Raw genomic sequence first — 13615 nt, forward strand, 5'->3', positions numbered from 1 at the left:
CGATTAGCTCTGGCAACGAATGAATATAGAAATTGTGGGCAGGCCTTGACGGGCAAAGTCTCGCTTTGACTACCAACCTTCGATCCGTTCAGACAAGCCGCATCGGTCCTCATTCACCGTAATCGCGCGTCAGGATGGCGGAGAGATGAAGCAAGGCCTCGTCCAGGCCATCGCGCCAATAGGGCCAGTCGTGCCCGCCCTCGCGTGCAACAAACCTGTGACGTATTCCTGCATTCCTCAGATCCATATGGGCCAGAGCGTTCCCCTCGAAGAAAGGATCGTCGGCTCCGATGTCGAGATACAGCAGCGGGATCCGTTGGAACGCGGTCTTGTCGGTATCTCCCAGGATCGCGCCGATGTCGCCCCGCACCCGGGCAGCGTCGAGGCGTGCCTCGCCGGTGAGCCCTGGTCCGAACCACCCACCATAGCGCACTTCGTAGGCCTCGGCCGAGAGCGCGTCGATCTGAGCCTCGGTCCGGAACGCGCCGCCAAGCGCGGCGGCACCGGCCCAGACTTCCGGCCGTCGCAACTGATAGAACGTGGCCGCGACACCGCCCATCGAGATACCGAGCAAAGTACGGTTTCCCTCGGCACCGAGAGTGCGGTACCGCAACTCGATGGCGGGGACAAAATCATCGTGGAACATATCCTCCCACCGCATGATCCCGTCGGCGTCGTTCATGAAATAGGTTGCCACCCGGTTCGCGGCGTCACGTCGCCCGTCGGGGGCCACTGCGATCACCGGTGGGATCCGTCCTTCGGCGATCAGACGGTCGAGCACTTGGTCGATCTGCGCAAGTGTGAACCAGTCGCTCGGCTGTCCCGTCGCACCACCATGAAGCAGGTAGACAACCGGATAGGCCCGCGTATCCGTGGCGTAACCCGGCGGCAGGTAGAGCGCGTAGGAGACGGGTCGGTCGAACGTACGGCTCTGCACCGTATTATCGAACGATACCGTGCCGTTCGCGGATTGAGCCGATGCGGCACCCGCCCACAATATTGCCAGCAGAATCGGCAGTGCCGTTCGAAGGACATGCAGGATCATGGGAGGCCTCCTCAGAGCTCGAGTTTGTAGGAAAGGCTGAGCGAACCGCCGAGCAAACCGGGCGGATCGCTGTCCGCCGGGTTCCAGGGCCAGCGGTTATTTCCGTAGTTTGAATAGGTGAATTGCAGCCAGTCCGAGATCTTGTAGCTTGCCGTGTAGGAATAGTCCGGGCTGAAGCTCTCCTGCTTGCCGGGGGCATAGACATAAGCCGTGCCGCTCAGGCGCAGATTTTCGGTCAGCGAGAACCCGCAGGATAGGGTCGCGCTCGTGTCGAACGGATCGGGTAGCCCCACGCCCAACGTACAGGCCGCCTTCTTGTCGAAAGGCAGCGGCAACTCCGGCAGTCTGATCGAGGCGCGCAGACTCCCATCGGCAAGCGATTCGCTGAAGGTCTTGCCCGGGCCGCCGAACCGTGCGGTATAACTCGAATAACCGATCGTAACGCGTTCGGTCGCCTTGTAATTGAAGGCGTACGTAAAATCCGGGTCCCATGGTTGCTGCTGATCGGCCACAGGGTAGCCCACGAGCGAGATCCGTGCCGAGAGCTTCTCGGTCAGGCGGGCGCTGCAGCCCAGACTAACGCGCAGCTTGCCGTAGCGATCGTCGAGTTCGGCAAGATCGAAGTAACGCAAGCCCAGTCCAGTGCTCACGGAGCACGAAAGGCGGAACCGTTCGGCCAGTGACGGGGTAACCTGTGGGACATCACGCGGCGCTTCTGCTGCGTTCCTGCCGCTGGGTCCGCGCGAAATTGTGCTAAGGGGCGTAGGTCCCGACGATACGTCGCAAACATCGGGAAAGAACGGATCGGGCGCGGAGCAATCTTCCGATATGGCCGGTGTCTCGGGTGCGACGATCTCTGGCTCGTCCGGTGGCTCGGCCACTTCGATCGTCACTTCAGGCGCGATCACCGCGGCCTCGACGACCGGCGGTGCCGGCGGCGGCGGCGGTGGCGTTCCGGTGCCGGCGAGGATCCACTCCGCAACATGGCGGGCGAGCGCAGGACCGTCGGGCGAAACCGGTGGCGAGGGGCGCTCCGCGCCGATTGCGGGCACCACCTCTCGGCTGCCATCCGACCCCGAAATCTCGCAAGACACCGCGAGGGTACAGGTCACGATGAAATCCGCCTCCGATTGATCCGTGTCCGGCAAGACGATGGCCGAGCCGTCGGGAAACATCCGGTAACTCCAATCCGCAACCGTGCCCGTCTGAAAGCGCGACCAGACGAAGACATTCGGAGTATCCTCGATCACCTCTTGCGCCCCCGGTACTGCCGGATCGGACGTGTCGACGATCACCGGGCCCGGCAGACTAGGCCATGACAGGACGACGCCGTCCTGAGGCCCTGGCAAATCCACTTGTGCGGTTGCCATCGGCGTGACGAGGATCGCCAGGCCTGCACCGACAAGGTGTCGGACGACTAGGTCCATTTCACTCCCGGTTGCAAAGGGCAGCATCGAGGGCCGTGATTGCCGCCTCGATCTCCATCTCTGCCGAACCGGGTCCCAGTTCCGCGTCGAGCGCCAGACGCGTACGCGGTCCCATCAGCCCATCGATCGCTCCGATCTCGTGACCCGCATTGTCGAGCAGGCGTTGCAGCACCAGGATCGGCGTTCCTTCGCGCGGTACACCGTCGAGGCCGCATTCGTCGGCGGGCTGCAGGCTGACGCCCAAGCGCGCATCGGGCCGCGTGGCCTCGCCACCCACTTCTTCGCCGGGCGGCGTGGTGGGCAGCTCGTTCTGTGCGCTCGGGCGGTCGGGCTCCCCAGGCGTCGAACTCGGCGCACGGACCACGGGTGCCGGTTCCCCCATCGCGAGTGCGGCAGCGGTGGCGAGACCTGCGCCGCTCTCCATCGGTGCGCCGTTGGCCGGCAGAGAGGCGAGCGGCAGGCCGTCCATCGTCCCGGACGGCTGCGACAGTATCGCACTGTTCACGCTCTCGCCGCGAAGGCAGGCGGCGATCTCATCGGCGACAGGCTCTGCGCGTTCGGGCACCGCGCCGATGGCGTTGCGTGTGCAGGCGAGCGGGTCGCCCCCGCAACGCAGGTCGATGGCCCAGTCCGGATTCTCGCCTCTATCGGACAGCGTTGCCGAGAGATTCGAGAAGATACGGTAGACGTAGCCGGCCACGCGGCCTTCCTGCCAGAGCCCCGGATAGGTGGGCGAAGGCACATCGGCATACATGCGCTCCACCTCTACCGCGCCCGGCAGCGGTGTGTCGTAGGACGCCCCCACGCAAGGCTCTGCCCCCGCACCCGTGGCTGCGAGGGCGAGGCCCGCGGAAAAGTAGGCGAGCCCTTTCACCGCACCGACCGTATCAGGGGCCCGCTGGCGCGGAAGGCGAGTGCGGCCAGCACAACGGCGTTGGTGTTGGCCGTGACCGAACTGTTGAGCTCGCCTGTCGCCTCGTAGATGCCCTCGGCCCAACCCTGCTCAGGGTCAGCCGCGATCTCGAGCGCGTCGATCAGCTCATCCGTGTACTCGGTCCCGAAGAGCGCATTCCAGCCGAAGGCCGCCTTGGTCGCGATTGTGCGGCGGCTGTCCATCCGTTCGCCCTTGAAGCTCAGGACCGACCAAGGCGCGCCGCCGCCCCAGATCGTGGCGTAAGCGAAATAGGGTGCCTCGCTCAGATGGCTCTCGCTGACGGCGGTAAGAGTGCCGGTTTCGTGGTACCGTGCTTCCTGCGCCTCGTAGACCGCAGTGGCGAAGCGCGAGGACCGCGCGTCGAAGCCGAATTCCAGACCATCGAAAAGATATGGCTCGCTGACCGTAAAGGCAGGCAGCGTGCCGCGATGCAGGCGCGTATCAACCGGAACGGGTATCCCTTCCACGTCGCGGACCATCAGGTTTTCCTTCACCTCATAGGCACGGTAGGCATCGTATCCAAATAGCATCATGCCCTTTGCGGCGTATTGTTCATAGCCTACACGACCTTCCTGGTTGTGCCGTATCTCTCCTGCAACGATGTTCGTGCCCATGAGCTCTCCGTCGACTATCATGCTGTCGAGATCCCAGCCCGCAAGCAGCGCCTCGACCTCCGGCGCGAGACCGGGGTGGTTGCGCTCCACCAGCCCCATCGCCGCGACGATGCGTGCCACGTCGAGCGCCGACCAACCAAGGCCCGTTTCGGAGGGCTTGTTGGTGTAATCCACAAGTTCCAGCGTGCGGGTGTGATAGGCCTTGTTGGGAAGTTTTCCGTCGAAAAGACGGAGCTTGCCGAGGCTGTCGATCACCTTGCCGATCCGCGCTTCCGCCTCTTCTCCGTCGATGAGCTGCAACCGTTCTGCCGACAGGATCGCGACGATATAGGATCCGGTTTCCCACATCGTCGTGGAGGGATAGGCGTTGGCGGAGTTGACCAGCCCCGTCCCCTCGTCGACGTTGTTCTCGAAATAGGTCCACGCGATACGGGCATGCTCGAGATCGCGCTCGCTGCTCTCGCCCACGATCGCGAGAGGCAAGGGGTCTACAGCCTCAAGTCGCGTTGTCGGATCGGGGATCATCACGGTGGCCATGGGCTGCTCCCCCATCCCCTCGAGCCAGAGCACGAGCCCGAGCCCGACACCCAGGGCCGCAAGGAAGACGATGTGGCTTCGTGCCCGGATCAGGTTTTCTTGGAAAGTCATTCGATGCCGTCCTTCTTGTCAAGAGGTTGCCAGAGCGCGGCAGAAACCATGCCCATCATGGCCGCGCAGTTGTTGATGCCCCACAGGATGTTGGTGACGACGCCTGTGGCCGAATGCTCCGTGCCTCCGATGGCCAATGCTCCGACGGCCCAGAGCGCGCCTGCGACCGTCAGGCCGATCACCGCAATCTGCGGCTGCACGAGGTGAAGCGACCGGCCGGACTGTCGGTCCTTGGGGGTCACCTTGAACGCGATCTTCCGGCCGCGAAGCACGGTCCAGAGCGCCTTCAACCCCAGGGGGAAGAAGGCGAGGTAGCTGGCCTTGGGCGCGTAGCCCGCGACCCCCCACGTCCCCACCATCATGGCCAGCTCCAGCGTCACGAGGAACGGGATCACGTGAAGAAAGAAATCCGTCGTATAGGCCGAGACCGGCGCGATACCCGAGAAGAGGTAGATGATGGGCGCAGCAAGGAAGATGACGTTCCAGATCGAACCCAGGTAGGAATAGAATGTAGCCGCATACATCATTCGTTGCGCGAAGGTCAGGCCCGGACGGAAAAGCGGGTTGTCGTTGATCAAGATGTCGAGACTGCCGCCCGCGTATTTGTAGCGCTGGATGGTCCAGGTCAGCAGATCTTGGGGCGAAAGCATCTTCGACTCGATCGTCGGGTGCAGGATCGATTTCCAGCCCCGCTCGCGGTCGGAATGCAGCACGATCGAGGTGTAGATGTCCTCCGAGACGTGGAACTTGTAGGGCGTCAACGCCTCCTGCGTCACGGCTTCGGTGCGGATCGCCTCCATCAGTTCGGGCGAGACGCGGGTTTCCCGGCTTTCGAGCGTGATCTCTTCCTCGGTGGCGATCACGCGCGCCTCGACGTTGTCGCCGAATTTGCGGAGGGCCGCTTCCATCACGGCCTCGCGCCGGTGGATAGAGCCCGCTCCGCAGCAGAACGCCGCGTTGGCCCAGTTCCGCCGCCGCTGGATCACGTCGTAGAACATCTGAGGGTCGTTGACGAAGGGGTCGTAGCCGAGCGTGACCCGGCCGAGGAACCGCTCGGCGACCTTGCCCGTGCGGCCGCCCCGCTCGCCAAAGCGGCGTGCCAGCCGCTGCGTCAATCCCTCGCCCTCGGGCAGGTCATAGAACCATTGCGGCGTCTGCACCCAAGCCATCTTCGGATCGCGAAAATGACCGAGGGTGCGGGACAGCAATGTAGGCAGTGGCCGCGTATCGGCGTCACAGATCACCAGGAAATCGCCCGAGGTCTGCTCCATCGCGTTGCGAAGGTTACCGGCCTTGAACCCCTCGTTGGTATCGCGCGTGATGTATCCCACCCCCTCTTCCTCGGCGACTGCGCGCATGACGTCGCGACGACCATCGTCGAGGACGTGGATGCGCACGTCGATCGGATGCGGATATTCCAGCATCTTGGCATCACGGATGCCGAGCCGCACGAGCTCTGGCTCCTCATTGTACGTTGCGAAGAGAATATCGACCGCGATCGGACGCCCGGCCTCGAAGCTGCCGGGGTCCACGTCCTCGATCAGCGCCGGTGCCTCGGGGAAGGTGACCGGCTGGTCCTTCCAGAGGTTGAAGACGAAGAGGATCAGCCCGAGATAGGCCATCGTTTCGGCCAGCACCAAGGGCAGAGCGAACCACATCGCGTCGTAGTTCAGCGAATGCAGCCAACGCCAGCCGACATACCAGCCACCGACGACCAGTGCGAGCGTGGCCAGAAATTGCCAGAGCGTCTCGCGAGTGACGGAATATGCCAGCGGTTCGGGCGGGACGCGGTTCTCGTATGCGCGGAAATAGTCGTCCATCTCAGCCTCCTCAGGCCTGCTGCGCCGGGGGGAGCCGGCTCCAGTTCCAGGGCGCGGGCCCGAGACCGATGGTCCAGGCCACGGGCTTGAAGCGGCCGATCGCGATCGCCAGAAGGACTGCGGCGGGCATAACCAGCACAAAGCGGGAAACGACGATCACCGTAGGCGACATGATCGCCGCGAGACCCGACTTGACCGCCGCGATGTCGTAGAGGTCGATGACCATCGGATGCACGAGGTAGACGCCGAACGTGTACTTTGCGAGTTTCGACCAGCGCGGCGACCAGGTCAGATACTGACCGCCGAGAAACAGGCTGAACATGAAGAGCGGCATCAGGAAGTGACCGTAATAGTCCCACCCCGCACGGATGCCCCATTCGCCGTTCAGGAGCGCGTAGCCGAAGAATGGCAGCGTCGCGATGTAGGCTATTGAGGCGAAGTAGAAGGCACCTCGACGGATGAGCTTCGACTCGCCCCGCGGGATGCCATCCTTCCAGAGCCCATAGAGTGCGAAAGCCGCAAACCCGTAGCCCACATAGCCACAAACCTTGACGATCCGGATAAGGTACTCCCGCACGAGCGAGTCAATGTCGAGTGACCAGATCCAGGCATGGGCATGGTTCATGGCGCCCAAAGTTGCGAAGAGCGAAACGCCCAGGATCGGATAGCGCATCGCGAGCCGCATGACGGGGAAGAACAGGAAGAGCGCGAAGAGCGTCGGCAGAAAGTGCATGTGGTATTGCGACTTGCCGAGCAGGAAGAAAGCGAGCCAGGTCTGCCAGTGGCTGAGTTGCTCGAGGTAATACGGCACGTAACCGAAGGCATCGGCCTTCACGAGCCGGAAGAACGCATAGAAGACCGTCCAGAACGCGAACGGGATCAAGAGCCGCTCGGCCTGCGTCGCGATCGCCGACCGGTAGGGTGGACGATGCCGGTCCACCCGCATCGCCATTAGAAAGAGCGAGAAGAAGAAAAACATCTCCGACCCTGAGAATTCCGCGATGGAACGCAGAAAGACGGGTACGAACCTTTCACCCGCGCTGGCGTCGGGGAAAGGACGGCCGGCGAAATCCGTGGTCGAGTGGATCAGGACCACACCGATTGCGGCCATGACGCGGTTCGCGTCGAACCAGGTGAGGCGGGGCTTTCCGGACTTGCTCATCTTTGGCTCCAGTTCGCGGTGCAGGCACGTGGAAGGACGATCCTTGGCTTCGGCTTGGCGAAGACCTGTTCCTCGGGGTGGCATTCGGTCGCCGCGATCCCGTCGGCAGTGTCGATCGGGCGGCAGTAGCGGAAATCGTCCCAAGCGACGGCGTATTGTGGCTCAGGCAAGTCACCGCAGGCGCAGCAGGACACTTCCTTCACCATCGGTTCGGGCAGGCACTTGTTCTTGCGGATGTCGGACTGCGAGAACGCCATGTCCCAGTACTGGGTGTTGTCGTTCAGCCGCTGGAGGATCGGCCCTTGCACCTTGTAGAGAAGTGCAGCCAGGATGATCCCGTTGTTGTTGGCGGTCTGCAGCGGGATGTAGCCGTTGCCGTTCTCGTAGAGGCCCTCGTAGAAGCCGAATTCGGGATCAGAGAGGTCCGCCACCGCCTCGAAGAGGGTGTCGGTATAAGGCACGTCCCAGAGCGCCCACATGCCGATCGCGGCCTTGGCGGCGACGGCGGCGCGGTCCGGCTGATAGACCTGGCTGGGGTCGAGGGTGTTCCACGCATAGCCGTCGGCAAAGATCGAGTCGTAGACGAAGTAGGGCTTGCCATCGACCTGATGCTCGGAACGGGCGGTCAGGATCCCGGTCTGCTCGAAGCGGCGCTGCTGCACGAGGAAAATGCGGTGTGCGAACTCCGCGCGCCACCCTTGGCTGGCCACACCCGGCCACCCGTCATCGCGCTGCGGAAGATCCCAACCGAGTTCCAGCCCGTCGAGCAAGTAGCTCTCGGTCAGAACGTAATTCTGGTTCTTGAAGACCCGCGGATCGCGACCGTCATAAGGCACATCCACATCATAGATGCGGGTATAGGCCAGCGGCTCGGGGTCGAGTGCGCCGGGCACGTCGAAGCCCCACAAGGCAAAGCCCTTGGCGGCATATTCCTCGTAGCCGAGACGGCCTTCCTGAACGTAGCGATTCTCGCCATCGCCCGTGACGATGGATCCGAAGAGCCGGCCGTCGTCGCCAACCATATTGCAGAAACTCCAGCGCATCGGAATGTTGTCGACGCTGTTGGCGAGATAGGGATAGCGTTGCTTAAGGATCTGGAGCCAGTTCAGCATCCGCCCGATATCGAGCACCGAGAACCCGACCTCGCCGGGCTGGTTTGCGTAGTTCACCTTCTCGCCGGTCTCGGTGTTGTACACCTTGTTGGGTGCCTCGCCCCGATAGAGGTCGAGATTGCGCAAGGTCGCGATGAGTTTGGTGGCGCGGTCATCGAAGGTGCGCTTGTCGATGATCCCGAGTTCGTAGGCGGCAACCAGCCCGCTGATATAGGAGGCGGTGTCCCACATGGTCGTCGACGGGTACGACCCGACCGCGTTCACGAGGCCGGTCTCGGGCTGGTATCGCTTCTCGAAATAGGACCAGGCGGTGCGGGCCATCGCCATCTCACGCTCGGTAAGCGGGCCGCGCCGACCAAAGACGTAGTCTGGATCGACTTCGCCATAAACGGGATCTTCCACGCGCGACAACGGCTGTGCCGCGGGTGTGAGGAGCGATCGCAGATCAGGCAGGCCCGAGCCAGCCGGACGCGACCAGAGCGGCGCAAGATCCACAGGCTGCCCTGCCCCGCCGGTGACCGCAGCGGCACCGGCATCCCCGCTATCCGGACCCGCAGGAATCAATGCAGGCAGCAAGGCTTCGGGTTCGTCCGCCTCTACCACCGTGGCGGAATTTCCGCCGGATGGCGCAGCGGCGACGAGTTCGGCCCAGGCGGCCGGCTCGGCGTTGAGATCCTCCGCCCATGCCGTGAGCGAGCCGTCGCAGAGGAAGATCGCACTCGTCAGCGCGCAGGTCAGGAAGGGAAGGCGTGGTGTCATGCGGTCTCTCCTTTGCGTCGGTGGAGGTCGGTTCGGTCCGGGTCGGAATTGTGCGCGCCAAGGCCGAGCGGGTCTGCCAAGCTCGCCGCGAGCTGCGGTCGAGTCACGGGTTTGATCAGGATGTTGGAGATGCCGACGGCGAGACACGCTTCCCGTTCGGTTTGCGTCGCGTTGGCCGTCAGCGCCACGATCGGGGTATGACGGGCGGATCCCGCCCGGATCGCGCGGGCCGCTTCAAAGCCGTCCATCACCGGCATCGAGAGGTCCATGAAGATGAGGTCGTAGTCGAACCGCTCTGCCGCCTCGACGGCCTCCTTGCCGTTCGCCACGAAATCCACCTTCTGCCCGAGCGCCTGAAGCATGGCACGCGCCACGATCTGATTGGTCGGATTGTCCTCGGCGACGAGGATGCGCATTGGCTTCAGTATGTTTGGAACGTCCTTGCCCGGGGCGTCTACCCGCGGTTCTGCTGGCTGGACTGGAATATCCATCCAGAAGGTCGACCCCGCGCCTTCGGCACTGGAAAAGCCCATCTCGCCGCCCATCAATTCAGCAAGGCTGCGGCAAATCGAAAGGCCGAGGCCAGTGCCGCCGAAACGGCGGGTATAGGAGGCGTCGAGCTGGTCGTAGCGACCGAAGACCTTGTGATGATTGGCCTTCGGTATGCCAAGGCCGCTATCCTCGACTGCGAAGCGCAGGCTGGGCGCTGCGTTCGGCTCCTTCGAAATCCGGCTTACGCGGATCACGACACGGCCGTCGGGCGTGAACTTGACGGCGTTGCTGACGAGGTTCGAGAGGACCTGGCGGATCCTTCCGGAATCGGCCGTGATCCAGGTTGGGACGTCTCGATCGACCGCACCGTCAAGCCGGATGCCTTTCTCGCACGCCTTCTGGGCGTAGAGATCGACGACGCTCTGGATAAGCGAAGGCAAGTCGAACGGTGCCACCTCGACCTCGAGCTTGCCGGCCTCGATCTTGGAAGCGTCCAAGATGTCGTTGAGGATTACAAGAAGGGTGTCAGCACTGGCGCGGGCAATACGGAGTTGGTCGCGCTGTTCGCATCCAAAGGCCGCATCGTCGAGCGCGCCGAGCATTCCGATGACGCCATTCATGGGCGTGCGCAGTTCATGACTGATTACGGCCAGAAATTCGCTCTTGGCCGCGTTGGCGCGTTCGGCGGCGGCGACGGCTTCGCGCAGATCTGCCTCGCGTCGAACCTCGTCCGTCACGTCGCGGATCACGCCTGTCAGGATCTCGGCCTCGCCTCTATCGTCGTAACTCATCTCCATTGCGGCACGCACGTGTCGGTAAGCGCCATCGGCGTGACGCATCCGGAAATCGACTGTCGCAAGCCGCTTCTCCAGGGGAGCGTGAGGCTCGTAGATTACTTGAAGCTTCGCTTCGAGCTGCGCCCGCTCCTCCTCATCGGGCAGAAGTTCGGGAAGCGGTGCCGGTCCTGCCTCGGGATCGCGTCCAAGCAAGTCGTAAAGTTCCTTGGACCATTCGACCGTTTCGCTCGCGACCGTCAGGCGAAAGCTTCCCAGACGGGCAACCCTTTGTGCCGCAGCGAGGTGGCGCTCGCTCTCCTTGAGGCGTCGCTTGGCGCAGGCTGTTTCGGTAATATCTCGGACGGTCGAGATCATGCTGACCGGATGTCCGTCCATGTCGGCGCGGAGCTCGGAAAGGGATTCGACCTCTACAAACGTTCCGTCCGTCCGCCGCATCCCAAAGCTGATTTCGCGTCGCACGGGCGCGCCTGTGCGGGCGGATTCGTCCAAGGCCCGCCGCTCGCTTTCCACGATCCGGTCGAGATCCCCCGGCGCGACAAGCGCCGCAAACTCGGTGCCGTTCATCACTCCGCCCGGGGCGAGACCGAAAAGACGGGCGTATTCGTCCGACCAGACGACCTTGTCGCGTGAGAAGTCCCACCTGACTGTCCCCATCCGAGCAATGCGCTGTGCCTCGGCCAGCTCGTGGGTGAGTGCAGCCACCCGCCGACGATGGGCCCTCCCGTGAACGACGAGGGCCGCGAGCAGCGCGATCGAAGCGAGCGTTACCAAGGTGCATGCCCAGTGGGCCGTGGCGAACGCGATCACGACCCGTCACCCCGCACGAACTCCAGGGTGAGCCGGTTCGTCCCGTCGGACGAACGGTAGGACACGCCGTCGGCGAGATGGCCGATCAGTGATAGCCCGCGCCCGCTCTCCGCCATCGTGTCGATAGCCTCGAGCGCCGGAGCGTTCTGGAAGAGGTCGGGTGGCGCGGGACGGCCCATGTCCGAAACGACGAGCGCGACCGTGTCGGAGCCCGCCTCGAATTCGACCGTGATTGCTCCTGTGCCTGCCCCGTCGAAAGCATGTTCGACGACGTTCACGAGCGCTTCGCACAGCGCAATCTCGAACGCCGCCAATTTGTCATCGGAAAGATAGCCTGCGGCGACGGCCTTCAGGGAAACGACCGTTGGATCGACAGCGTCGATCGTCGCAGGCATTTCGAAGGCCCGTCGCATCAGACGCGTTCCTGCAGCGCGTGGATGGCGTCGTCCGCGTCGTAGTACGACGCGAAGACACGGTCCATCCGCGTAATGCTGAACATCTGCGTGACGGTGCCGGACAGGCCGCAAACCACGATCTCTCCGCGGTTGCCGACCTTCTTCAGAAGTCCGACCATTGCCCCGAGACCAGAGCTGTCGACGAAGATCACCTCACCGAAATCGATCACGATCCGGTCGTGACCGGCTTCGATGAGATCAAGGGTCTCGGCCTTGAAGGTTTTGGCGTTGGCCGCCGTCAGCCTTTCGCTGCCGGGCCGGACGATGCAGATACCGTCCTCGATGATTTTGCTTCTGATCATATTACAGTTTTCCTTTCGCAGGCAAAAATGGTCAGATCGTCTTCCAGGGGGGTGCCCGCGCGCCATTCGGCAAGCGCGGTCACGAGAGCGTCGGGAATGCCCGCCGCATCGGCAGCCGCAGTGGCGATCTGCCGTTCGAGTCGGTCCTGACCGAAGGGCTCGCCCGCGCCGTTCTCGGCTTCGATCGCACCGTCGGAATAAAGCACGAGTGTTTCGTCCAGCCCGAACGGAGCGCGTCCGGTCTCGAATGTCGCGCTATCGATCAGGGCGACGGGAAAGCCACCGTCGCCGATCTCGCGCATGCTTCCGTCTCGCGCGACGATCAGCGGCGAGGGGTACCCGGCCTGGCAGTAGTGGAGAATGCTGGTCTCGCGGTCGATGACGGCGCAGAATATGGTGAAATAGTCGGTACTGTCCTCGCGGTAAAAGCGTTGGTCGAGGACCGAAACCAGCCCTGCCGGGTCCGGGCAGCCGTTCGCGGCGATGGCGTAGTGGCGGAAGTAATCGGCTGTCACCAGATGCCCGACCGCCACCGACATAAGCGCGGCGTGGACGCCATGACCCGAGACATCCATCGCATAAAGTCCGGTGAACCGTTCCGATATCTCGAAGAAACCGAACATGTCACCCGATACGAATGACGATGGCACGAAGGCCGAATGAAAGCGGCAATCGCGAGTCGCGGCATGGCTGGGCGGCAGCAGCCGGCGCTGCGCCTGAGCGGCATTGAGCAGATCACGTTCGATATGCTCCCTGGCCTCTTCGAGAACCCTGTTACGTTCGGCCAGCACCTCTTCGTGACGCGCAAGCCGGGACGCCGCTCGCATCCGGACGGTCAGGATGGCGGTATCGATCGGCTTGGCCATGAAGTCATCGACGCCAGACTCGAGCGCACGACGTCTCTCGGAAGCTTGGTCCTGGCCGGTCACCATCAGGATATGAACATAGCGGTCACCCGAACGCGCGCGGATCCGCCGGGTCAGTTCGTGACCGTCGATACCGGGCATGTTGAGGTCGCAAACGACAATGGACGCATCGAGCTCGGTCACGAGGTCGAGCGCACGTTCGCCATCGCCCGCTTCGACCGGACTGTACCCCAGATTTTTCAGAATCGCCGAGATGAACGTACGCTGGATCTCGTCGTCATCGACTACGACTACATGCATTCGACATGCCTCGAACGGAAATGATCTCGAAGCACCCAATGCCTGAAGGAAATGAATTCATGCTTAACCGGGCAA

11 protein-coding genes are annotated in these 13615 nt (G+C 63.1%); all 11 read right to left on the reverse strand.

Annotated features, from left to right (window positions below):
- Positions 1 to 109: 109 nt before the first annotated feature.
- From RVY76_RS06505 to RVY76_RS06555, 11 genes are read right to left on the reverse strand one after another with little or no spacing between them, the layout of a single operon-like run.
- On the reverse strand, positions 110 to 1045 hold the full coding sequence (locus tag RVY76_RS06505) for an alpha/beta hydrolase (RefSeq protein ID WP_317376572.1): 936 nt from the start codon (positions 1043 to 1045) through the stop codon (positions 110 to 112).
- A gap of 11 nt (positions 1046 to 1056) precedes the next feature.
- Positions 1057 to 2472, reverse strand: coding sequence for a hypothetical protein (locus RVY76_RS06510; protein ID WP_317376573.1), 1416 nt, complete (start codon positions 2470 to 2472; stop codon positions 1057 to 1059).
- Position 2473: 1 nt separating this feature from the next.
- Positions 2474 to 3346 carry a hypothetical protein gene (locus tag RVY76_RS06515; protein ID WP_317376574.1) on the reverse strand — a complete coding sequence of 291 codons (873 nt, stop codon included), beginning with the start codon at positions 3344 to 3346 and terminating at the stop codon, positions 2474 to 2476.
- A complete protein-coding gene (locus tag RVY76_RS06520) occupies positions 3343 to 4668 on the reverse strand; it encodes a DUF3131 domain-containing protein (protein WP_317376575.1) in 1326 nt (441 codons plus the stop codon). The genes RVY76_RS06515 and RVY76_RS06520 overlap by 4 nt, the downstream gene beginning before the upstream one ends.
- Positions 4665 to 6488 carry a cellulose synthase catalytic subunit gene (locus RVY76_RS06525; protein ID WP_317376576.1) on the reverse strand — a complete coding sequence of 608 codons (1824 nt, stop codon included), beginning with the start codon at positions 6486 to 6488 and terminating at the stop codon, positions 4665 to 4667. Before RVY76_RS06525 ends, RVY76_RS06520 begins: the two co-directional genes overlap by 4 nt.
- Positions 6489 to 6498: 10 nt before the next feature.
- Positions 6499 to 7650: an acyltransferase gene (locus RVY76_RS06530; protein ID WP_317376577.1), complete on the reverse strand. Its 1152-nt coding sequence runs from the start codon at positions 7648 to 7650 to the stop codon at positions 6499 to 6501.
- On the reverse strand, positions 7647 to 9521 hold the full coding sequence (locus RVY76_RS06535) for a DUF3131 domain-containing protein (RefSeq protein WP_317376578.1): 1875 nt from the start codon (positions 9519 to 9521) through the stop codon (positions 7647 to 7649). Before RVY76_RS06535 ends, RVY76_RS06530 begins: the two co-directional genes overlap by 4 nt.
- Positions 9518 to 11617, reverse strand: a complete 2100-nt coding sequence (locus RVY76_RS06540; protein ID WP_317376579.1) for an ATP-binding protein — start codon at positions 11615 to 11617, stop codon at positions 9518 to 9520. The genes RVY76_RS06535 and RVY76_RS06540 overlap by 4 nt, the downstream gene beginning before the upstream one ends.
- The gene (locus RVY76_RS06545) at positions 11614 to 12030 is read right to left on the reverse strand and encodes an ATP-binding protein (RefSeq protein WP_317376580.1); all 417 of its coding nucleotides are present in this window, start codon (positions 12028 to 12030) and stop codon (positions 11614 to 11616) included. The genes RVY76_RS06540 and RVY76_RS06545 overlap by 4 nt, the downstream gene beginning before the upstream one ends.
- Complete coding sequence (locus RVY76_RS06550) at positions 12030 to 12374, reverse strand: STAS domain-containing protein (RefSeq protein WP_317376581.1); 345 nt, start codon at positions 12372 to 12374, stop codon at positions 12030 to 12032. The genes RVY76_RS06545 and RVY76_RS06550 overlap by 1 nt, the downstream gene beginning before the upstream one ends.
- Positions 12371 to 13540, reverse strand: coding sequence for a PP2C family protein-serine/threonine phosphatase (locus RVY76_RS06555; protein WP_317376582.1), 1170 nt, complete (start codon positions 13538 to 13540; stop codon positions 12371 to 12373). The genes RVY76_RS06550 and RVY76_RS06555 overlap by 4 nt, the downstream gene beginning before the upstream one ends.
- Positions 13541 to 13615: the final 75 nt, after the last annotated feature.

This window comes from Palleronia sp. LCG004 (assembly GCF_032931615.1).
Classification (GTDB): Bacteria; Pseudomonadota; Alphaproteobacteria; order Rhodobacterales; family Rhodobacteraceae; genus Palleronia.

Excerpts from the sequence above, each read along its gene's own strand:
- RVY76_RS06505 (WP_317376572.1), bottom strand. The coding sequence starts at position 1,045 with ATGATCCTGCATGTCCTTCGAACGGCACTGCCGATTCTGCTGGCAATA.
- RVY76_RS06510 (WP_317376573.1), bottom strand. The coding sequence starts at position 2,472 with ATGGACCTAGTCGTCCGACACCTTGTCGGTGCAGGCCTGGCGATCCTC.
- RVY76_RS06520 (WP_317376575.1), bottom strand. The coding sequence starts at position 4,668 with ATGACTTTCCAAGAAAACCTGATCCGGGCACGAAGCCACATCGTCTTC.
- RVY76_RS06525 (WP_317376576.1), bottom strand. The coding sequence starts at position 6,488 with ATGGACGACTATTTCCGCGCATACGAGAACCGCGTCCCGCCCGAACCG.
- RVY76_RS06530 (WP_317376577.1), bottom strand. The coding sequence starts at position 7,650 with ATGAGCAAGTCCGGAAAGCCCCGCCTCACCTGGTTCGACGCGAACCGC.
- RVY76_RS06535 (WP_317376578.1), bottom strand. The coding sequence starts at position 9,521 with ATGACACCACGCCTTCCCTTCCTGACCTGCGCGCTGACGAGTGCGATC.
- RVY76_RS06545 (WP_317376580.1), bottom strand. The coding sequence starts at position 12,030 with ATGCGACGGGCCTTCGAAATGCCTGCGACGATCGACGCTGTCGATCCA.
- RVY76_RS06550 (WP_317376581.1), bottom strand. The coding sequence starts at position 12,374 with ATGATCAGAAGCAAAATCATCGAGGACGGTATCTGCATCGTCCGGCCC.
- RVY76_RS06555 (WP_317376582.1), bottom strand. The coding sequence starts at position 13,540 with ATGCATGTAGTCGTAGTCGATGACGACGAGATCCAGCGTACGTTCATC.